Genomic DNA, 20,394 nt, shown 5'->3' with positions numbered 1-20,394 from the left:
TTCTTTTCGGGTAAACAAATGAATCACCCCGTGCATTCGGAGGAGGCTGCCGCAGAACCAGACGTTTTCAAGCATAATAAACAAAAGTCACTCGCGAATCCGGTGATTTTTCCACCTCCGAAAACGAAGGGCAGGCAGATTGATGACCTGGAAGACAAAGAAAAGAAGCATGATCCCGATAGTGAATGGGATGAGATTCGCCTGGCTATCGCAGCAGATGAGTTAGAGGATGAACTTGAGCATGAAGAGGAGGAAGACCAGCAGTACCAGGAACACGAGCATGAGGAAGATCAGGAGGACGTCCAGGAATTCGTAGCATACCACGAATCTGAAGAAGAAGCGGATGAGGAAGAATTTTGTGATGAGGAAGAATGTGAAGAGGAATTTTGTGATGAGGACGATTATCCATGGGGGGCGGATGATGAAGATGATAAAAAGAAGTGCAAAGATAAAGAACCATGTCTTCCAGTCCCCTGCATCCATGAATGTCCTCCCCATGTTCCTGACTGTGAGCACAAAAAACCTTGCCCTGAACCGGTGTGTGACAAGAAACCGGATCCACCGATAATTTGCAAAACGACGGAAGTACAATTGCCGGTTAACCTGGCATCCGAGCCAGTCACTATTGATATACTCGAACGGCTTGATATAGGATTTCCAATTGCTCGGTTTATCGCCATTGACTGGTCGCTTAAATCATACAATGGAAAGGTTGTCCTGCCGTCCAATGTACTGTTTTTATGTCTCGTCTTGCTTGCTGACGTGCAATATGCAGATGCTGAGGGTGAAATGAAGTCCTTGAAAATGGAAATACCACTCGAAAAAACAGTATCACTTGAATGGATAAATGCTCCTGATATCCCGAGCCAGTATGATGCGGAATACACTTTCCGTACGCCGGGAAGCACGGATGTGATCACGCAGCGAGCGTCATGTACAGAACTTACGCATAAGCCATATTTTGAAGCGAAGGTCATCAATATTGTGTCTCATGAAGAGGCAGTGAAGTCAGACAGCGGCGATACCGTCATTTATGTTCAAGGAAGAGTTATTGCTGGTGTCGATGTATATCAAAAGCAATTTGTCCATGTAGTAACAGAACTGCCATAAAAAATAAGGGTGATCCGGGTATCCGGGTCACCCTTGCTAATGAAATCCTAATAAGGTTTACGGACAACGTGTTTGAAACGCTGGCTGGCTGTCGGCTTCTTACCGTGTTTATCGCCATCATCTGGTAATTCAGTGGAAATTTGCTGGGTTTGTAGAAGCTTGAATACAAGGACGACTTCCGCTTTTTCCGTAATGCGGCTGAAACGACCCCAGTTATCGAAATCTTTGTGAATGTCGAAGTCGTTGACTGCAGAAGCAATCAATTTACAGGAGATCGGCTCATTGTAGATTTCGAAGGATAGAGATCCATCTATGCAGCGATCAGCACCATGCCCATCTTTAGCAAGCTCTCTTCTTTCCAATACAGAGCTTTTGACACTGAACGGGAAGTCGAAAAGAGGGTATTGGATCGGATTATCCAATTCCACGGACTCGATACATGTAAAAGGTACATCAACGCTGTGGTCTCTGATTAAACCGCTGGCATCCTCGATATACTGGATGTTTTTATGAATTGTCCCGGTTACATAAATTTTCACTCGCAGGTTATCCGGATCCAATACGGAAGGAATAGCCTTGCATTGTTTCAATGAAACGTTTTTGCGTACCCATTTGATCTCCCGTGCGTGGGTAGGAAGATGGATATCCGCTTCCACATCAACCTGCAGCACAACATCGGAAAGTGGTACTGGAACATCGACAGCTGTAGGGATATCCCCTGCCAAGTCAAGGGATGTATCCTGCACCTCACAAAATACAGACTTCGTTTTAGCTTTGTCACTTGATGGTTGTGGCGGGCATTTATGTTTGCCATGAGCTCGTGTGTTTCTTTTCATTGATAATTTCACTCCTTTAACTAGTTGTCAAAAAACAGAAGTTTACACCACTTCTATTTTTTCGACTTACTATTGTATATGCTTCCTGTGTATATAAAGGATGGACTAGTGTAGCTGGACATTAGTGTATTTTTGGCCGTTTGGCAGAGATTATCGCAACTATAGTGCAGTGATTTCTACGGCGAGGCTAGTCTTAAACTTGTACTTTAAAAAAATATAAACTTTTTAAAGGATTAAAGTATAAGTAAATCTGAGGCTTTCGCCATAGGGACTTGGCGACAAGCCAAGTTTTTCTAATCGGGGGTGAGCAAGGCGCTTAAGCTTTTGTTCCTGGTTAAAAGTCGGTTAGAATGGTTATGGAATAACGATATGAGTAAACGTTACGAACCAGGAAAGGATATCATTATATGAGCGATAATAGAATGCATTTACCAGAGGAAATGAAACCGTTTATAAAAACTGCCTGGGACAAGGCCGGGTTCGACAGGGTGACTGATATACAGCGGGAAGCAGTTCCTCCCGTAATGGCAGGTAAGGATGTTCTTGCGACAGCCCCGACAGGCAGTGGCAAGACGCTGGCCTACTTGCTCCCGATTCTTAATAAAATAGATAGTGAGCAAAAAAATACCCAGGCCGTGATTTTGGCGTCCTCCCGTGAGCTGGTGATGCAAATTCATGAACAGCTCCAGACTTTTGGGGAAGGAAGCGGCATTTCGAGCACAACTTTGATAGGAGGGGCGAATATCAAACGCCAGCTCGAGAAAATGAAGAAACACCCCCGGATTGTAATCGGGACACCAGGCAGGGTATACGAATTGATTCAAAAGAAGAAACTGAAAATGCATGAAGTGAAAACAGTAGTCATGGATGAAGGTGACCAGCTGTTACTGCCGGAGCACAAGGCGACAGTGGAAAACATCATCAAAAGCACATTGGCCGATCGCCAGCTGCTGTTATTTTCCGCTACGTTGCCGGAAAAAAGTAAAGCCGAGGCATTGGAGATGATGAATACTCCTGTGGTCATCAAGCTTGATAAGGAACAGGGAAAGCCAGATGTCGCGCATGTTTATCTGACCGCAGAAAGCAGGAAGAAGACAGATATATTGAAAAAGCTATCAGGCATACCGGAGTTCCGCGGTCTTGTTTTTGTAAAAGATATCGGAACCCTGAATGTCGCAGCGGAAAAACTTGCTTACATGGGAGTCGATGCAGCAGTCATCCACGGTGATTCAAGAAAAGACGAACGGGAAAAAGCCTTGAAAGCCTTCAAGAAAGAGGAGGTTCCGCTCCTCCTTGCGACGGACGTCGCTGCACGCGGCATCGATATCAAGGACCTTCCTTTTGTCGTCAACTACGATATCCCGAAGGAAGTCAACAGCTATGTCCATCGTGCCGGACGTACAGGGCGCTTCGGCGCAGCTTCAGGGACTGTAGTGTCGATAGTTAATGAACAGGAGGAAAAGAGGCTGCGCAAATTTGCAAAAGAACTTGCCATAGAGCCTGTGGAAAAAGTGCTTTATAAAGGACGTTTGAATGATGTAAAGACTGGAAGGAGGTAAAGGATGATGGACCGAATGATTGCAGGGAAGCTGGAAAGTAAATGGCTGGAGGAATATCCGTTATTGAAGAAAGTCGTCCAAACAGAAGAAGTCTACTGGGAGAACCCATCCTGGAGGCCGTATCAGACTGTAGCAGATGCACTTCCCATCAAGCAGGGAGAAATTGACGAAGCAGCGGCGTTATTCCAGCGGTTCATTCCATTTTTTACAGAAGCATTCTCAGAAGCAGAGCTTCCAGGCGGTAAGATTATATCGCCATTAAAAGGGATTTCTGAAATGAAAAAAGAACTGGAAGCCTTTTACGGAATGGACTTTAATGGCGATCTTTGGCTGAAGTGTGACAATGAATTGCCCGTGGCCGGTTCAATCAAAGCCAGGGGTGGCTTTTATGAAATTCTGCAGCACGCGGAAAAACTGGCAATCGATCATGGGATGATCGAAAAAGATGGGAACTACGCCGCCTTTCATTCGGAAAAGTTCCAATCATTTTTTGCCAAGTATTCCATAGCCGTTGGATCAACAGGAAACCTTGGATTAAGCATCGGTATCATCAGTGCAAAACTCGGTTTTCGTGTCACTGTCCATATGTCCAGAGATGCCAAGGATTGGAAAAAGGAAAAGCTTCGCAGCTATGGTGTACAGGTGGTCGAACACCCGGCTGATTTCAGTGTGGCAGTGGAAAAAGGAAGAGAGGAATGTGCAGCGGATCCAGCATGCTATTTCGTCGACGATGAGGACTCCAAGGCACTATTTCTAGGTTATTCTGTTGCAGCACGGGAACTTGAAAAGCAGCTGAAGGAAAACAATATCCAGGTGGATGAACAGCATCCACTCATCGTTTATCTGCCATGCGGAGTCGGTGGTGGTCCTGGCGGCGTCACATATGGACTGAAACAGATCTTCGGAGATCATGCCCACTGTATATTTGCCGAACCGACCCATTCTCCTGCCATGTTGGTTGGCATGATGACGGGAATGCACGACAAAGTTTCTGTCCAGGATTTCGGCATCGACAACCTGACAGCTGCAGACGGACTGGCAGTAGGCCGACCGTCAGGATTCGCCGGTCCAATGGTGGAGCATTTGTTATCAGCCATCTATACGATTGGGGACGATGAATTATATAAACTATTGTATCTGTTGAACAGAAGTGAAGGGATCACTCTCGAGCCGTCAGCACTTGCCGGCATGTATGGCCCTTATCAGCTCACAGGAAATGGTCAAAAACTTAAAGAAACATTACGTAAAAGTAATGGCCGGGCGACCCATGTGGTCTGGGCGACGGGCGGACGTCTCGTACCAGAACAAGAAGCAAAGCAGTTCATCGCGGAAGGAAAAAGGTTAATGAATGAATAGCTATTAAAAAAATGTCCTCTTTCTGTATTACAGAAGGAGGACATTTTTTGTACATGGTGAAAGTATTGATATCACTTTTTCCAATGGAGACGTTTGACGCGGAAGCGGATGTTCTTCGGATCCAGACCGTTTCCCAGTGACCCGTAAACTTTCCCGTATTGAGGATCAGCCAGTTCGTTGTTTTTGAAGTAAACACGGGGCGTTCTCCATAAAGCTTTCAATGCCTGAGAAAGAGGCATTTCGTGATACCGCTCCGGCCATCTCTTTTTGATTTCTTCTTTTACAAGCGGGTAATATTTCGGATTCATGCCTGGAAACAGGTGATGCTCGGTGTGATAGGAAAAATTGAAATGCAGCACATCGACCCATTTAGGCACGGTTACCGTCAGGCTGTTCGCGAGCGGGTCGTTGACCGGTGTGAGCGGGTTCAGCCGATGGTTAGTCGAAATATATCCCATAACAATCAAGTTGGCAATCAATAGCGGAATCAGAAATGCAAACACCCACTTGGTAAACCCGATCACAAATAATAATCCGATCCAGGTTACCCATGGCAGTATAGCCTGCAGCCATACTTCCGGCTGCTTTTTTGGTTTGAATTCCTTGATGTAAGCCGTAAACATTTTGATCGAATGCAACGAGAACTGGACAGCAAGCGATGCAAAGCTGAATGTAGCACGAACCGGATGAGGCAGTTTATAGATCCACTGGAATATTTTTTTCTTAAACAATTTTTCCAATGTCGGCCATGCATCCGGGTCCATTTCGTCATGCTGGGTATGGCGATGATGGGTCAGGTTATGCCATTTTCGCCACAGCTTCGGCCCGGTGCTTAACGGGAAAAAAGCGATCGCTCCAAGAATATCACGGGCAAGCGGGTTACGAATTACGGTACCGTGCAGGATTTCGTGTCCGAGAAATCCCATTCCGGCAAAACTGAACCCGATTACGAGCGATATCATTATATTTACGATTATGTGCAGGTCAAAGATACTGATTGCCAGAAGTCCAGCAACCGTCACACATACATATGCCAACCCACCGAACAAGCGGGCAGGCACAGGCTTGAATGCTTCTTTCGGTAGGTCAGGCTTGATGCGTTTTGCATACCAGCCGAATGAGTGAAGGTCTTTCAAAGCGCAGCTCCTTTCGAAACACCAGTCGTGCTTCGGTTGATGGGGTTAAGCGTAACAATGCCTAAGTATCGTGTCAATGGAAATTTATTACCTGGTACTAAGGTCAGGTGGTAATCCAATGAGAACGTAATCAGTAATTAGTATTCACTTTTTCATAAAATCCTTTCCTATAATTTTTAAAGAAAAACTTATGATAATGGCTGTCCCATCATACAATCACTAATAGAAACACCTTTTTCAGGTGCCACGGAGGAGTGAGGCGATGTGGGCGAACTGATTTTCTTTCCACATGCTAGCATAAAGCTGACGGACGATGAGCTGGCCACCTATTGGAGAATAAGGAAGAATGTGAAAAAGGTTTCGTCACTTGAGGAAATTCACCGACTACAAAAAGAAGTAACAGCATTCCGTGCATACTTGGCAAAAAAATATGGAAGATAGTAACGGATAGGTTTGAGTCTGCTGTTAAATTGGAATAGGAATGAAAAAAGGGTGTTGTATATGTACAAGCAATTTCAGCTGAAAACAGATCATCATTCCCAGATGATTGACATTACCGAGGAACTGCAGCGTTTTATCGCAGAAAAAGGTATTGAAGAAGGCCTCATGGTCGTATCATCCATGCATACTACAGCGGGGGTCACCGTCAATGAAAATGCCGACCCTGATGTAAAAACGGACATGCTGATGCGGTTTGATGAGTTATATCCATGGAACCATCCGAAAGACAGGCACGGGGAAGGGAATACCGCTTCTCATATGAAAACGAGTACCGTCGGTCATGCCCAAACCTTGATTATTAATGAAGGAAAATTAGTATTGGGAACATGGCAGGGAGTCTATTTCTGTGAATTCGACGGGCCGAGAAATCGTAAGTATTCTGTCAAAATAATGACATGAAAAACTCTTCAAAACATTTCAAGCACTCTAATCCTATGTAGGAATTGGAGTGCTTTTATTGCAGTTGGAAAGGAGATAATTTCAAAATTCGTGGTAGAATACGACCAAAAGTCCTTATAGGATAATTGGCAACCATTATTGGGAGATGAGCAAATACCTACTGTTAAAAAGTTCTATTTATGCCTGATTTCTGACGTCATAACTTTTGGAATACCATTTTACATAAGGCATTTTTATAAAGATCCCAACAAGACAATGAAAATTTCCCTAGTCATCTTCCCGGTTATTCTTATAGTACTATCGTTCATTCTGCCTGCTTAAACAATAAAATTTAAGGAAACCGTTACTTCCTTATCGTGAATTCCTTTGCATTAGTGAACACATATATACGTGCCTTTGTTCTTCCCTTACAAAAATATTCAGGACTACTTTTACGTTTTGAAGTATTGTAACGTAATAAGTGTTGGTGTAATATTACACTAACGCACTTTTAAAAGGAAGGTATATATGTATCTGATTATTTTTGTAGTATTGTTTTTTCCAATCTATTCATTTTTGGCAGGTGCCCTTGGGGCTGTTTTTTTAAAAAGGGCGATTGTCGCGCCTACCCTTGTGTTCGTGATTTCTCTTATTGCTCATTTCACTTATTTTAATTCTTCTTTTTTCCTCTGGGTATGTATGTATACGCTTCTTGCTTACCTTGGAGGGCTGCTAACCAAGCTAATAACTAACAAAGTAATTAAAGTAAATATAAGGTTGAATAAGGTAATAACTATAGTAACAATATTAGCAGTGGCTATCGGGTTAGGTGTAGCCCTGGCAAAACCTATTAATGCAAAAATAATGGAAGCAGAAGTAAGAAATCACCTGGAGGAAAATGGATATAAAAAGCATGAAATTGAATCTATCGCCACACATTATAATGGTAAGCTTAATACGGAAAGAACCAAACCAATTATAGCTGTAGTAGTATTTAAAGATGATTTAGAACATAAGTATCGGTATATTGAATTAAGGGGAGAAGAGAAGATCGTTCAAATGTGTGAATATGAGAAAAGACCAAATTTTTTTGTAAATGAATTCACTGAAAAGCGACCTCATATGGTAAAGAGCTGTTATGAATAGAGGACCGAAGTTTATTAAAAGCGGCGTATAGCTAAGGAGAAAAACTTTGATAGTTTGTATTAAGAAAGTAAGGCTTTATTGCGATCTTGTACCAAGGTTGCTCTTTTTTTTTGTGCAATTATTGAAGATGAATCTTTTTAAAAAATCTAAAACTATTTCCTCTTTTGTTACGAATATACGGGTAGCTCAAGAAATAGACAGCTTGAAACGGATGTGATCGCTGACGATATGAACCAGGACATAAAATGGATAAAAGCGATTAAGAAGAAATCAGATGAGCGGGCTGCGGATAAGCTCATTCATAAATATTATCGGGAGATATTTGCTTTTGTATTTAAGAAAACAATGGATCAGGAGCTTGCAAAAGACCTCACGCAAGAAATTTTTATCAGTATGTTGCGTTCCATTCACGGTTATGACGGCCGGGCATCATTCCGGACATGGTTATACAAAGTGGCAAATTCCCGAATTATCGATTTTTATCGCTCAAAGGCATATAAACAATACAAACAGACTGAAGCAATCGAAGGAAAGGTCATCCATGATCCGCATGAATTTACGGACTCATTGGAGGCTAAGGAAAAGGCAGAAAGTGTGCTCGCTGCACTTTCCCAATTTGAATATGAGACACAGAGAATCATTAGGCTGAAAATTCTCGGAGAATATACTTTTTCCGAGATAGCAGCTACTACAAGTATGAAAGAGTCAACGGTTAAGACAAAGTATTATGCGACAATCCGGAAGCTGGAGCAACGGTTAAAGGAGGATGATGATGAATAAGGAAAGAATTGATATCCCATACCCCGACGAGGACTCCATCCAAATGGAGATCAACACAATCATCGCCAAAGGGCTGAATCCGAAAGCCTCGTTTGGTTCTTATCTGGCTGCCATATATAGGAGTGTAGGCTTCAGGCATCTGTTCCACGACTGGACTGAAATCCTTTATACCCTATTCATCACTCTCTTTGTCTTGGCAGTGACCAGTATGAGTGTGATGGAATGGATACCTGTAGAGAAGCTGAACATTTATACTTTTATCTTCATCGGGTCACCAATTACGTATTTTGTCTTTGCCTATGTATTTTTTGTAAATCAGAAACAGAAAGCGACGTATGAGGTGGAGATGACGTGCAAGTACAACTTACATCAGCTGGCTGCATTCCGAATGCTCGTGTTCAGTGTACTCAGTATGCTGATCAATAGTGTTATCATCCTATCTATTTCACTGCATAAAAGCTTGGATATCCTGCACGCCTTTTTACTGTCAAGTTCAGCTCTTTTTCTATTTGCTTTAGCGTTTTTATATGTGCAACTCCATATGAAATCTTTCCAGGCAAAATTGACAGTTACGGGCATGTGGGTCTTGGGGAACATCTTGGTGTCCATTCATAGTGTGGAATTTTATGAAGCCTTTCTCCAGCAAATTCCATTTTATATTTACGGCCTGATTGGGATCGTTGCAGCAGGTTTATACATCCGTTCTTTAAAAGGCTTATTATTCGCTATACGAATGAAAGGATTGGTCTAGATGCTTGTAATGAATCAAGTAAGTAAAAAATTCGGTAACTTCACAGCATTAAAAGATGTCACGCTAGAGTTTGATAATGGTATATACGGCTTGCTGGCACCAAATGGAGCAGGAAAGACGACTATGATTAAAATGCTGGTCACTCTATTGTTTCCGACAAATGGTGAAATACTTTACGATGGAACGGATATAACAACTCTGGATGAAGAGTACCGAAATGTGCTAGGCTACCTGCCTCAGGAATTTGGGTATTACAAAAATTACACTCCAGAAAAGTATCTGATGTATTTAGCTGCTCTAAAAGGGATGGAAAAGAATACAGCTAAACAAAAAATCACTGAACTTCTGAAGCTGGTTGGGCTGGAAAACGTTACCAATAAGAAGCTGAAAAAGTTTTCAGGGGGTATGATTCAGCGGGTCGGGATTGCCCAGGCTATGTTAAATGACCCAAAAATCCTGATTCTTGATGAACCTACATCAGGACTTGATCCAAAGGAACGGGCACGCTTCCGTAAACTTTTGAACGTACTTGCTCAGGACAGGATCATAATTCTTTCCACCCATATTGTTTCTGACGTGGAGTCCATTGCAAACCAGATCATCATGATCAAAGATAAGAAAGTTCTCTATAAAGACTCCATCACAAATATTTGTGAAATTTTAGAAGGGAAAATATATGAAACAGAGGTGGAGATAGCAAATGCAGAATCTTTTCGAGCTAAGTATTTCTCGATTGGGGAGCGACAGGAAAGAGATCAAATGACTTTCCGTTTTATCACGGAGGAGAAGGCGATAGATCCGGCATGGAGAAATGTTCGTCCCAGCTTGGAGGATGTATTTTTATATATCTATCAGGATGATGCCACACTAGCAGGCAGTACTGTATGATTATAAAACATGAATTGTGGAAAATCGCCAAAATGCCGATTATCTGGTTTCTTCTTCTCTTTTTTATCGGCTTAAATGTATTGATTAGTTTGACTAATACCGATTTCAAAGAAGATATGGCCGTATTAAAAGACCTTGTCAGAAACTATGGTCATGATATAAACGTAGAAATGATGACGGATTTAGGCGATGACTATGAAGAGAAGGTCGCCTGGGTAAATCATATCGCTAAGCATGATGGAAAAACGTATGAGCATCCTTCCGAATTGTTGGATACATATATATCTGAAAAACCATTTAACGAGGACGAAATGCAAAAACTCTGGCAGTATCGTTCAATAGAAACATATTACCGGGTCTCCCAGGATATCGATGAATTTTATCAAAAATTAGATCTTAAAGATAGTGCAAGTGCAATCATCGGTATGTATGGAATGAAGGACGCTGCAGCAGACACTGTCCGTGACCAGTTCCAAAAGCTTGACCGGCGTTTGGAGGAATTGATCGAGAATGGGGAGCACAAGCATCTGTTCTTTCACAACAAGGTTTATGAGATGCATGAATTGTTATTTGAAAAGATTGGACGAGCGCTGATCTTTGAATTGATGCTGCTCTTTGTCCTTATTACCGCAGCAGTCACAAATTATGAATTTGAAAATAAAACAGCAGCGGTCAGCTATACAGCGAAAAGAGGCCGTAAGCTTGCCTTGGCTAAGCTTGCCGCTGCATCCATTGCGGGTTTTTTCGTCATATTAGTGTTAATTGGGGTTACCTTCACCACGTACTTTTTGACGTATGACTATTCCGGTCTCTGGAATGTGCCGATCAGTACTTATTTTAATGCGGAAATGCCTCTGCCATATATCACTTGGTGGAATCTATCGTTCTTAGAATACTTAGGTTTCTTTGTTTTATTTGTAATCATTATTCAATACTTATTTATGGGAATCACTTTTTTCCTGTCTATCTTCATGAAAAACACGTATCTCGTATTTTTCTGTTTCTTAATTATTGCAGGAGCCGGTGTGCTTCTCCCGGAAATAGCCCCACATGGCAGTAATTTCATTTTCTACTTGCAATACACGCCTTACGTAATGGTTATGAATCCTCATGAATGGTTGATGGGAAACGGTCCGTTTACAATCTATAAAACTTACGAAGCTGTAACGATCGTTGTCTGGACACTCGTAACAGGGTCACTATGTGCATTGAGTATCCGACGCTTCAAACGAATGCAATTACATTAGAGGAGAGAAGTCTATGCGGATTATCTTATATGAAATAGGCAAGTTGTTTAATTGGAAAGTGATTGGATTACTATTCCTGCTAAGCTTCCTGTTTTACCAACTGTTTTTAAGCTTTCACTTCGAATATTTTCCAAATGGCCGCCCGGCTGGAGATCACTTTAAAATTACCAAACAAATGATTGCAAAGTATGGTCCGGAAATGAATAAGAAGGAATATGAAAATTTCAAAAAAACTTATGAAAAAGAAGTGAACAAAGCAGATAAATACGTAGCTTCCCAAGAAGAGTTCGCCAATGCGGGGATAACCACCTATGAAGGTTTTAAAAAATTCGACCGTCCATCCAATCCCGAATTGGATAATTTAAAAGCCGAAATCATCTTCAAAAAAGAGATTGATATCTTCTGGGAATTACAAGCAAGAGAGAGTATCATGGAGAGGTATGAGCATTTTGAGGAAAGAACTTTAACCAATCGTTACATCGATAATGAAGAATGGAAAAAAGAGTATTTAAATAGCGAATCGAGACATTCCATTCTTCCAGATTACGTTATTGCTAACTTTTCAAATCTGATTTCCATGGTCGGTATCCTCATTGTACTTAGTGTAATCATTGTCGTGAGTCGCATCCATATCATTGAATATCAAAATAATGCGATCACGCTTCAGTACACGACTATGGAAGGACGTAATTTATTCAAGAAAAAGCTGGTCGCCGCCATGGTTACGGCCACCATGATTACGACTGTATATCTGGGAATCTTCTTTCAGCTTTATGCCCAAAATGAAACGAGTGAGTTCTTTGCCTCAAGTCTCTTTTCATTTGAATTCAACGGTCATTATTGGCTGGACATAACCTTTTTTCAATACATCATAGCTTCGGTTGTGGGGGTGTATTTACTCAGCTTTGTTACAGCAGCCATTTCAACCTACTTATCTAGGGTTGTGTGGAGTTACATTTCCTTGATAGGTTCGCAAATACCAATAGCAGTTGTTTTAATACTCTTAATCAAGGAATACTTGATTACAAGAATGTTCGGCATGCAATATCCCGTCTATCTGACCATTGGTACATATATAGGGTTACTGCTGATCGGCGGGGCAGTACTGAGCTTTAGGTGGAAAAAGGAGAGAATAATCGATATTGTTTAGATAAATAGAAAGCATTCCCCAATCTTTACTAGAGTGATTTGCATTACAGAACTAATCATTTTCTTGCAGCAGAAAATGACAAGTGGAGTAAACAAGTTATTCATTCAATGGTAAGAGCATCTCTTCATAAAAAGGGATGCTTTTTTATTTCTGCATAAAGGCGGGAATAACATTCTAAAGCAATAAATATAAAATGAAATTAGATAATTATTTATTGTAAAACGATAAATGTTATGCTACAATCATTTTACAATAAATAGGTGAGGTGCTTTTTATGAAACGAGGTTCAACACTGTTTTTAAAGCTGGCTGTTTTTCTATTGGGTGTTCCAATTCTTGCGCTGTGCATATTTGGACTTCCGTCGTTAGCGAGGGATGTTGCAGAAGGAGATCCGCCGTACGATTATGCCATATATATCATTATCGTTCTCATGTATATTTCAGCGATACCATTTTTCGGTGCTTTGTATCAGGCGTTCCGGCTGCTGAGTTATATTGACAAAAACAATGCTTTCTCGGAGTTGTCTGTAAAAGCTTTGCGGAATATCAAAGTCTTTGCAATCACAATTACTGGTTTATACGTTGCCAGCCTGCCATTTTTCTATATTTTTGCGGAATTAGACGATGCTCCGGGTGTGGTGCTAGTCGGTATGGCATTTGTATTTGCGCCTATGGTGGTCGCAGTTTTTGCCGCTGTTCTCCAAAAGCTTTTAAAAGATGCCATTGATATCAAATCAGAAAATGATCTAACGGTCTGAGGTGAATAATATGTCAATCATAATCAATATTGATGTCATGCTGGCCAAAAGGAAAATGAGCGTCACGGAACTTTCCGAAAGAGTGGGAATAACGATGGCGAACCTATCCATATTGAAAAATGGAAAGGCGAAGGCAATCCGATTCTCCACTTTAGAGGCGATTTGTAAGGCTTTGGATTGTCAGCCTGGGGATATTTTAGAATACAGAAGTGATGAAGATAGCGAGGATTAATTAACTGGTATCGGCGGTGTTCCTATGTATTTCATTTTATATTTATATAGCTGTTATAGCCGGATTCAGGAAAAACTTTTTAAGGCACAAATCATGAGAGCGTTGAAACAACTCGTTCGCTTTGGGTGGGAGCAGGCGCTTTCCTGCTTGTTTCCTGTCGTTATTTTTGCCTCGTTAGCTTTAACGCAAATCATGCCGCTTCCGATTCTGCCACGATACGACTGGCTTCTCCTTATCTGCATTCTGATGCAGTGGTGGATGCTTCGTTCGGGGCTGGAAACCCGGGATGAACTGAAGGTGATTACCTTATTCCACATTATCGGGCTTGGACTTGAACTTTTCAAAGTGCATATGGGGTCCTGGTCTTATCCGGGAGAAGCATACTCCAAAGTTTTTGGGGTGCCTTTGTTTAGTGGGTTCATGTACGCAAGCGTAGCGAGTTATCTTTGTCAGGCGTGGAGAAGGTTAGAAGTTGAACTGATTAAGTGGCCGCCGTTTGTGATTGTTGTACCGCTGGCCGCTGCGATTTATTTGAATTTTTTCACCCATCATTACTGGATTGACGTTCGCTGGTGGTTATCTGGCCTTGTGATTATTGTCTTTTGGCAATCATCGGTCGCCTATGAGGTAAGTGGAACGCGTTACCGTATGCCGCTGGTACTCTCTTTCTTTCTTATCGGTTTTTTTATATGGGTGGCTGAAAATATCGCAACGTTCTTTGGAGCATGGGAATATCCGAACCAAAGAGATGCATGGAGTCTTGTGCATGTAGGGAAGGTAAGTTCCTGGCTCTTATTAGTGATCGTCAGCTTTCTAATCGTAGCTACGTTAAAGCAGGTGAAAAAGAAAATCCCGCTGGAATAAAAGTATATTTCACTAAAGAAGTCCAGCCTGTGCATAGGAGGCTGGACGATTGTTGGTGTAGCTAGTATCAGAACCTAGCTTCATTCCGCAGTGACAAATGTTTCTGCTAAATATAAAAGCAGCAAATTGTTTTATAGCAACCGGTAATTCTGTTAAGGTTTTTCAATTTTTTTATATAGAATTACGTATGCATCATTCGTTTTGGTTGCAAAAGCGTCCCCAATTTGAGAAAAACCAATTCTTTCATAGAAGGGCTGGGCGGATGTTTTTGCATGGCACCAGAGGTATTCGGCATTACCATGATATAAGATTCGGTTTGCTTTATGTAATACAGTTGTTCCAATTCTCAAATCTTGATCTGGTTCGTCCACAGCCATCCCTCTCATTCGGAGTTGTTTATGGGAATGGATGGCATCTGTTCCTTCCATATAAAAAGATGCAACCCCTGTCAGTTTCCGATTTTCAAATGCACCTAAATGAAAGGTCGTATCCAGGTCATCTCCAGGGTATTGGTACGCTTTTACAGGCTTGTTTAGATGCAGCGCCTTGTGGCGTAGCTCATATGTAGCTTCCGCTGAAATTTCCTTCACAGTTAACACGTCATTTTCCTCCTTATCTTAGGATTCACAGTTTTACATCAGACAGTAGCTATGCTGGTGGTCTATCCTAGTTATATTTATAGTACCATCCTAATGCCAGCAGTGTCAGGCAGTTCATTATCCGAGTGGCAATGAAGGGCAAAACGTATTTTGCTTATAGGGATAATTCTCGCTATTATTCTATTAGAGGAATAAAAATTCAACTTAATCTTAATGAAAAGTAAGAAGGAAAGAGGTTCCATGTTTTTTACCCAGACTAGGAAATGGCCTATAAGCATCTTATTAATTATAAGCTGTATAGGTTTGTTTTGTCCTTGGTTTTACTTTAGTCCTGAGATAGATTATACCAGCGGCTGGCATTGGGTTGCAGCGGCACCCACCATTTTCATTGGCCTGGTGGGAGCATTGATGTTTATCTGGAAGTCACGTTGGGTCAGTTTCGCGGCATTATCCATGGTACCACTCTCTTGTGTTTATCTGTTTTTTTCCTGGCATGTACCAACAATTACAGGAGAACTCAGCTTCAGAATTAGTTATGAGAACACGCATTACGGGTTTTATGTAACTTTGCTTGCTTCCCTGCTCGCGATGCCTTTCTATATTAATTTTTATAGGGAGTAGATAAGCGCTAATTATGCAGATAGCTGAACAGAGAAGATCCATGTTCGGGTTTTCCTATGGGTAATAACCACCATAATTTTTCATTGCAATTATTTGCTTCTGCCATTCCATTTTCTCTTAATCGTCCTACATATTCCTTTGAAAACGGTTTATAGTCTGTCAATTAATTAAAATGTTTTAGTTAAATATTCATGTGGAATGTTCCAAATAGTTCAACAGTTGGAGGTCATTCACATGTCAAAAGGAAAGAGTATTCACGCATTAGTCATACTGCTGTTTACACAGTTCATATCCGGTGGTGTGACAAATACAAAAGGAATCGTGCTTGATCAGGTCGAAAAAGATATCGGTCTTGATATGAGCCAATTTGGATTAATTGTTTTCATATTCCAGGTAGGATTTACGTTAGCAAGTATGATATTCGGTTACTTGACTGATAAAAACGGGTTGCGGATCATGACTATAGCAGCAGCTATTATCATGGGTATCGGCTTCCTTGGAACCGGTTTAGCCGGCACCATCATGTTTTTCCTCGGTTTCTATATGCTGATCGGTTTTGGTTTGGGAGCGCTCGGTGTTGCCTCCAATGCGATTATCCCGGTAGCTTATCCGAAAAAACAAAACCAGATGTTCAACCTGGCTATGGGTATTTATGGCCTCGGGATGGTATTATTTCCACAAATCCTGAACTTTTTATTCCAGTTCGCATCGTGGCGTGCGTTTTATATCGGAATTGCAGCCCTGCATATAGCGGTAATCGCGTATATTACGTTCGTAAACTTCCCGACGGGAAAAGTGGAAAAAATCAACCTGAAGGCGTTTATTCCGATGCTGAAGGATGCCCAGATGGTATTCGTCATGTTTTTCTTACTGTTTGAAGTATCAGCGGAGGTTTCCTTCACGAACTTCTTCCCGACTTATCTGAAGTCATTGGACCTGGGCGGCATGTCCAAGAAAGCTGTAGAAGACATGATAGCAACTATATTGTCATTATTCTCGGTCTTCTTTATGATTGGCCGTCTAGGGGTTGCGTATCTGTCTAACAAAATTAATGAGCGGAAAATCATGATCATCTTTTCTGCCGGATCTACAGTGATGGTGGGAATCAGCTTTTTATTCGCTGAACAATTCCCTTACTTGTTTGCTGGAGCTGGACTGTTTTTCTCCACACTCTTTCCGACAGGCACCGCTTTTGGAACGACCATTTCAAAAAATCCAGGTACGGCACTTGGCCTGATTTATATTGCTTCTGGAATCGGTGGCGGACTGGCAGGTCTCCTTATCGGTTATGTTTCTGACTGGTTCGGCCAGGCAGGCGGATTCAGTCTGATCATCGTATTCCTTGCCGCTATGTTCGTCATATCTCTATTTATGAAAAAAGAAAAATCAAAACAGCTCGTATAACAAAAAAATCTACCCCGGGAGAACCAGAATCTGGTTCTCCCGGGGTAGATTTAGTTTTGTTGCTCTAACACATGGAGTCTTTTGGGTTTGGGTTTTTCAATCCGAAAAGTGGTCGAATAAACAATGCCAAATAACTGCCGGCAAGAGCCATAATCATCCATACCCAGCCATGTAAGCTGAAGGAAGCAATCCCGCCGAAGTAAGCCCCGATATTACAGCCGAAAGCAAGGCGTGCCCCATATCCCATCATCAAACCGCCGATGATCGAGGAAGCAGCGATACCTGGCTTGATTTTACCTGGTTTAAAGTTCCCTTGTGCGGCTGCTGCCATAAATGCACCAAGGATGATTCCGAAGTTCATCACACTGGTGGAATCGGCAAGCACAGTTGTCTGCAATGCTTCCGTGTTTCCTTGCCAGTAGCCCCAACTGGAAACATCGATACCAAAGGCCATCAACACTTTTGATCCCCATAGGGCAAACGCGGAAGTGATACCCCAAGGGTTGCCGCGCACGGTCAAAGTAAGTGCATTCAGGCCGGCAAGAACGACTGCCGCCATGAGCAGCGGCCATGATCCTCTCCACAGTCTTTTGAGACCGGTCGTCGTCGGCAGAGGTTTCATCTGCGGCGGATTCTTTTTCTGTGCGTATTTAACAGTAAGGCCATAGATTCCCAGGAAAATGAGCAACTGGAAGATCCAGCCTCCGAAATAACCGAAACCAGTTGATTCTGCCAATGAAATTGGGGGCAGGGAAGGTGTTTCCTGTGTCCAAAAGATGAAGTGATATGCACCAATGACAGACCCGGCAATGAAGCCTAACAATGTCAGTACCATGGAGGATTTACCCCCACCGACACTGTATAAAGTACCGGACGCACAACCGGATCCCATCTGCATACCCATTCCGAACAGGAACGAACCGAACACGACGCTGATGCCTACCGGGGATACATAGCCCGTAGGGTCAACGCCTGTGAAACTGAAATTGGTTGCGAAAATTATAGCAAACAAAGTGGTTGCCACTGCAAGCATGACCATGTGCGCCTGCAGACCCTGGACATTACCGACCGACAATAACCTCCGGAAAGCCGAGGTGAAACCAAAGCGTGCATAAAGCAATGCCAGTCCAAGCCCTAAGCCAATGACAAACAACAATCCTTGAACCCACCCAGCGACAGCGACTGTCGCTATAAACAGAATGATAGTAGCCGCCACCCCCGCTAACAGGTATGGCTTCTGTATAGGGTTCAAAGGAGATACTTCAGTCGTAGCCTGCCTGTTACTCTTTGGCAGGCTTCTATTTTCAGTAGCAGTTTGTGCCATAGATTTAATGCCTCCTAATTCCGATAAAAATAATCAGGTTTAATTCGCCTATCATAATAAGGGCCAAACTATCATTTGTAAAGTCTTTTGCATATAACCCTCTCCCCAGGAGAACCAGAACTTTCCACCCCAGGAGAACCAGGAAATGGAAGTGATAAGCACTATCCCCGTGAGAACCAAATGAGAACCATAAAATGGGAATGCTAGATGATCATGTTCAAGCCAAGCCCGAAGAAATTCTAGGAAACTTAGAAAAGTTAATGACACCCTATTGTATAAAAAAACTTTATGATGTATATTTATTAACATTGAATCTATCAGAAGGGTGGCCCGCATAATGGAAGCAAGAAAACAAACAACGACAAAACAACAATCACCGGTGAAGGAACTGGATCGTAAACAGCTTATGAGATTCCTCATTCCTTCATTGATTGGAATACTTCTATTTCTTGTACCGATTCCTTTCCAGGGGAAAGTGACCATTGGTGTGGGAATCCTGGCCGAATCGTTACAGGGATACTTCAGCAGTCAAATTCCCTTGTTCATGACCATCCTTGTTGCCATCTCCGCCCTGGGAGCACTATGGGTCAGGTTGTTCAATCCTGACTGGGTAAAAAACTCCGCACTTATGACCAGCTTGTTCGACATTTCTTATTTTTGGACAGTGACAAGGTTGGCAGGAGCCATTATTGCTTTTCTAACTCTCACAAAGGCTGGGCCTGAATTCGTCTGGTCGGATGCTACAGGGGGAACGGTGCTGTATTCGCTCGTCCCCGTATTGACGACATGGTTTTTATTTGCAGCCTTACTCATGCCGTTTCTATTATCTTTTGGTTTGATGGAATTTATAGGTACATTACTTCGGAAAGTGATGCAGCCATTATTCAAGCTGCCAGGGAGATCTGCTATTGATGCCACCGCTTCCTGGATGGGAGCAGGCCCTGTAGGTGTATTGATTACCACCCAGCAATTTGAGCAGGGGTATTATACCAAGAGGGAAGCTTCTGTCATCGCAACGAATTTTTCGATTGCATCCATTGCTTTCAGCCTTGTTGTCATCAGCTTCATTGGTCTGGAACAATATTTTGTTCCTTTCTATCTTGTCGTAACGCTTGCCGTCGTGGTGGCTGCTATTATCATTCCTAGAATTCCGCCTCTATCCAGGAAAAAGGATGAATACGATGAAATAGCGGGGAAACAAATTGAAGAGGATGTTTCTACGAATCAATCAAGTTTCCAGACGGGTCTCCAACAAGCAGTGGAACAAGCAGGCAAAATCAAATCCTATCGTGGTGTGATCAAGCAAGGGCTTGCCAATGTACTGGACATATGGCTTGGATTGATTCCGATTGTGCTCGCTTTAGGATCCGCTGCCCTTATTCTCGCCGAGTATACGCCCGTGTTCGTCTGGCTTTCTTATCCACTGGTACCAGTACTTGAGTGGATGCAGCTTCCGGAAGCGAGTGCTGCAGCGCCTGCACTGGTGGTCGGATTTGCAGACATGTTTCTTCCGGCGGTCATTGGTGCCGGTATTGAAAGTGAATTGACCCGATTTGTAATCGCTGGGATTTCAATTACACAATTGATTTACATGTCCGAAATCGGGGTATTGATATTAAAATCCAAAATTCCTTTAAGTCTTTGGGAACTGCTTGTGATTTTTCTGCAGCGTACGGTAGTTACGCTCCCGATCATCGTCATTTTCGCTCATCTGCTGTTTTGACTAAAAGGTGAATGGAACACACTGAGCCTCAT

At 42.3% G+C, this 20,394-nt stretch carries 20 protein-coding genes; 16 read left to right on the top strand and 4 right to left on the bottom strand.

Annotation, left to right across the window (positions count from 1 at the left end):
• Nucleotides 1-18: 18 nt before the first annotated feature.
• The gene (locus tag JOC33_RS09945; protein ID WP_205092325.1) at nucleotides 19-1,110 is read left to right on the top strand and encodes a hypothetical protein; all 1,092 of its coding nucleotides are present in this window, start codon (nucleotides 19-21) and stop codon (nucleotides 1,108-1,110) included.
• 47 nt (nucleotides 1,111-1,157) lie between these two features.
• Here the strand turns inward: JOC33_RS09945 and JOC33_RS09940 are convergent, their stop codons facing one another.
• Nucleotides 1,158-1,946 (bottom strand): CsxC family protein, encoded by a 789-nt coding sequence (locus JOC33_RS09940; RefSeq protein ID WP_205092324.1) that lies wholly within the window; start codon nucleotides 1,944-1,946, stop codon nucleotides 1,158-1,160.
• Nucleotides 1,947-2,353: 407 nt separating this feature from the next.
• Between JOC33_RS09940 and JOC33_RS09935 the strand changes: the two genes are divergently transcribed.
• Together JOC33_RS09935 and JOC33_RS09930 are read left to right on the top strand one after the other, a co-directional pair.
• Nucleotides 2,354-3,505, top strand: a complete 1,152-nt coding sequence (locus tag JOC33_RS09935; protein ID WP_205092323.1) for a DEAD/DEAH box helicase — start codon at nucleotides 2,354-2,356, stop codon at nucleotides 3,503-3,505.
• 3 nt (nucleotides 3,506-3,508) lie between these two features.
• Complete coding sequence (locus JOC33_RS09930; RefSeq protein WP_205092322.1) at nucleotides 3,509-4,861, top strand: D-serine ammonia-lyase; 1,353 nt, start codon at nucleotides 3,509-3,511, stop codon at nucleotides 4,859-4,861.
• Nucleotides 4,862-4,932: 71 nt separating this feature from the next.
• On the opposite strand, the gene desB is transcribed toward JOC33_RS09930, so the two are convergent.
• Complete coding sequence (gene desB, locus JOC33_RS09925; protein ID WP_205092321.1) at nucleotides 4,933-5,997, bottom strand: Delta(10) desaturase DesB; 1,065 nt, start codon at nucleotides 5,995-5,997, stop codon at nucleotides 4,933-4,935.
• A 264-nt stretch (nucleotides 5,998-6,261) separates the two neighbouring features.
• On the opposite strand from desB, the gene JOC33_RS09920 reads away from it, so the two are divergent.
• From JOC33_RS09920 to JOC33_RS09870, 11 genes are all read left to right on the top strand, one after another.
• Nucleotides 6,262-6,438, top strand: a complete 177-nt coding sequence (locus JOC33_RS09920) for a hypothetical protein (protein WP_205092320.1) — start codon at nucleotides 6,262-6,264, stop codon at nucleotides 6,436-6,438.
• 60 nt (nucleotides 6,439-6,498) lie between these two features.
• The gene (locus JOC33_RS09915) at nucleotides 6,499-6,897 is read left to right on the top strand and encodes a secondary thiamine-phosphate synthase enzyme YjbQ (RefSeq protein ID WP_205092319.1); all 399 of its coding nucleotides are present in this window, start codon (nucleotides 6,499-6,501) and stop codon (nucleotides 6,895-6,897) included.
• Nucleotides 6,898-7,404: 507 nt separating this feature from the next.
• Nucleotides 7,405-8,022 carry a DUF2651 family protein gene (locus tag JOC33_RS09910; protein ID WP_205092318.1) on the top strand — a complete coding sequence of 206 codons (618 nt, stop codon included), beginning with the start codon at nucleotides 7,405-7,407 and terminating at the stop codon, nucleotides 8,020-8,022.
• A 228-nt stretch (nucleotides 8,023-8,250) separates the two neighbouring features.
• The gene (locus JOC33_RS09905) at nucleotides 8,251-8,802 is read left to right on the top strand and encodes an RNA polymerase sigma factor (RefSeq protein ID WP_205092317.1); all 552 of its coding nucleotides are present in this window, start codon (nucleotides 8,251-8,253) and stop codon (nucleotides 8,800-8,802) included.
• Nucleotides 8,789-9,553, top strand: a complete 765-nt coding sequence (locus tag JOC33_RS09900; protein WP_205092316.1) for a hypothetical protein — start codon at nucleotides 8,789-8,791, stop codon at nucleotides 9,551-9,553. The genes JOC33_RS09905 and JOC33_RS09900 overlap by 14 nt, the downstream gene beginning before the upstream one ends.
• A complete protein-coding gene (locus JOC33_RS09895; protein ID WP_205092315.1) occupies nucleotides 9,554-10,441 on the top strand; it encodes an ABC transporter ATP-binding protein in 888 nt (295 codons plus the stop codon). It begins immediately after the preceding gene.
• Nucleotides 10,438-11,688: an ABC-2 transporter permease gene (locus tag JOC33_RS09890; protein WP_205092314.1), complete on the top strand. Its 1,251-nt coding sequence runs from the start codon at nucleotides 10,438-10,440 to the stop codon at nucleotides 11,686-11,688. The genes JOC33_RS09895 and JOC33_RS09890 overlap by 4 nt, the downstream gene beginning before the upstream one ends.
• A 13-nt stretch (nucleotides 11,689-11,701) precedes the next feature.
• On the top strand, nucleotides 11,702-12,838 hold the full coding sequence (locus JOC33_RS09885; RefSeq protein WP_205092313.1) for a hypothetical protein: 1,137 nt from the start codon (nucleotides 11,702-11,704) through the stop codon (nucleotides 12,836-12,838).
• A gap of 274 nt (nucleotides 12,839-13,112) precedes the next feature.
• Nucleotides 13,113-13,595, top strand: coding sequence for a DUF2975 domain-containing protein (locus tag JOC33_RS09880; RefSeq protein ID WP_205092312.1), 483 nt, complete (start codon nucleotides 13,113-13,115; stop codon nucleotides 13,593-13,595).
• Nucleotides 13,596-13,605: 10 nt separating this feature from the next.
• Nucleotides 13,606-13,827, top strand: coding sequence for a helix-turn-helix domain-containing protein (locus JOC33_RS09875; RefSeq protein ID WP_205092311.1), 222 nt, complete (start codon nucleotides 13,606-13,608; stop codon nucleotides 13,825-13,827).
• A gap of 93 nt (nucleotides 13,828-13,920) precedes the next feature.
• Nucleotides 13,921-14,691 (top strand): DUF817 domain-containing protein, encoded by a 771-nt coding sequence (locus JOC33_RS09870; RefSeq protein ID WP_205092497.1) that lies wholly within the window; start codon nucleotides 13,921-13,923, stop codon nucleotides 14,689-14,691.
• A gap of 152 nt (nucleotides 14,692-14,843) precedes the next feature.
• Here JOC33_RS09870 and JOC33_RS20300 read toward each other — a convergent pair whose 3' ends face one another.
• Entirely contained in the window at nucleotides 14,844-15,290 is a 447-nt protein-coding gene (locus tag JOC33_RS20300; protein WP_205092310.1) for a GNAT family N-acetyltransferase, read from the bottom strand.
• A gap of 855 nt (nucleotides 15,291-16,145) precedes the next feature.
• Between JOC33_RS20300 and JOC33_RS09860 the strand changes: the two genes are divergently transcribed.
• Nucleotides 16,146-17,315, top strand: coding sequence for an MFS transporter (locus JOC33_RS09860; protein WP_205092309.1), 1,170 nt, complete (start codon nucleotides 16,146-16,148; stop codon nucleotides 17,313-17,315).
• A gap of 64 nt (nucleotides 17,316-17,379) precedes the next feature.
• Here the strand turns inward: JOC33_RS09860 and JOC33_RS09855 are convergent, their stop codons facing one another.
• Complete coding sequence (locus tag JOC33_RS09855; protein WP_205092308.1) at nucleotides 17,380-18,639, bottom strand: YeeE/YedE family protein; 1,260 nt, start codon at nucleotides 18,637-18,639, stop codon at nucleotides 17,380-17,382.
• A gap of 337 nt (nucleotides 18,640-18,976) precedes the next feature.
• Between JOC33_RS09855 and JOC33_RS09850 the strand changes: the two genes are divergently transcribed.
• Nucleotides 18,977-20,362, top strand: coding sequence for a YjiH family protein (locus JOC33_RS09850; protein ID WP_205092307.1), 1,386 nt, complete (start codon nucleotides 18,977-18,979; stop codon nucleotides 20,360-20,362).
• The last annotated feature ends 32 nt before the right edge of the window (nucleotides 20,363-20,394 follow it).

Source organism: Thalassobacillus pellis (assembly GCF_016908295.1).
Taxonomy (GTDB): Bacteria; Bacillota; Bacilli; order Bacillales; family Halobacillaceae; genus Thalassobacillus; species Thalassobacillus pellis.
This window is presented reverse-complemented; position numbering and strand designations above follow the sequence as displayed.

Bases quoted from the DNA above. Each gene is read 5' to 3' on its own strand.
- JOC33_RS09890 (WP_205092314.1), top strand. From the start codon at position 10,438: ATGATTATAAAACATGAATTGTGGAAAATCGCCAAAATGCCGATTATC.
- JOC33_RS09880 (WP_205092312.1), top strand. From the start codon at position 13,113: ATGAAACGAGGTTCAACACTGTTTTTAAAGCTGGCTGTTTTTCTATTG.
- JOC33_RS09875 (WP_205092311.1), top strand. From the start codon at position 13,606: ATGTCAATCATAATCAATATTGATGTCATGCTGGCCAAAAGGAAAATG.
- JOC33_RS09915 (WP_205092319.1), top strand. From the start codon at position 6,499: ATGTACAAGCAATTTCAGCTGAAAACAGATCATCATTCCCAGATGATT.
- JOC33_RS09910 (WP_205092318.1), top strand. From the start codon at position 7,405: ATGTATCTGATTATTTTTGTAGTATTGTTTTTTCCAATCTATTCATTT.
- JOC33_RS09885 (WP_205092313.1), top strand. From the start codon at position 11,702: ATGCGGATTATCTTATATGAAATAGGCAAGTTGTTTAATTGGAAAGTG.
- JOC33_RS09940 (WP_205092324.1), bottom strand. From the start codon at position 1,946: ATGAAAAGAAACACACGAGCTCATGGCAAACATAAATGCCCGCCACAA.
- JOC33_RS09935 (WP_205092323.1), top strand. From the start codon at position 2,354: ATGAGCGATAATAGAATGCATTTACCAGAGGAAATGAAACCGTTTATA.
- JOC33_RS09945 (WP_205092325.1), top strand. From the start codon at position 19: ATGAATCACCCCGTGCATTCGGAGGAGGCTGCCGCAGAACCAGACGTT.
- JOC33_RS09855 (WP_205092308.1), bottom strand. From the start codon at position 18,639: ATGGCACAAACTGCTACTGAAAATAGAAGCCTGCCAAAGAGTAACAGG.
- JOC33_RS09905 (WP_205092317.1), top strand. From the start codon at position 8,251: ATGAACCAGGACATAAAATGGATAAAAGCGATTAAGAAGAAATCAGAT.
- JOC33_RS09850 (WP_205092307.1), top strand. From the start codon at position 18,977: ATGGAAGCAAGAAAACAAACAACGACAAAACAACAATCACCGGTGAAG.
- JOC33_RS09860 (WP_205092309.1), top strand. From the start codon at position 16,146: ATGTCAAAAGGAAAGAGTATTCACGCATTAGTCATACTGCTGTTTACA.
- JOC33_RS09895 (WP_205092315.1), top strand. From the start codon at position 9,554: ATGCTTGTAATGAATCAAGTAAGTAAAAAATTCGGTAACTTCACAGCA.
- JOC33_RS09900 (WP_205092316.1), top strand. From the start codon at position 8,789: ATGATGATGAATAAGGAAAGAATTGATATCCCATACCCCGACGAGGAC.
- JOC33_RS09870 (WP_205092497.1), top strand. From the start codon at position 13,921: ATGAGAGCGTTGAAACAACTCGTTCGCTTTGGGTGGGAGCAGGCGCTT.
- JOC33_RS09930 (WP_205092322.1), top strand. From the start codon at position 3,509: ATGATGGACCGAATGATTGCAGGGAAGCTGGAAAGTAAATGGCTGGAG.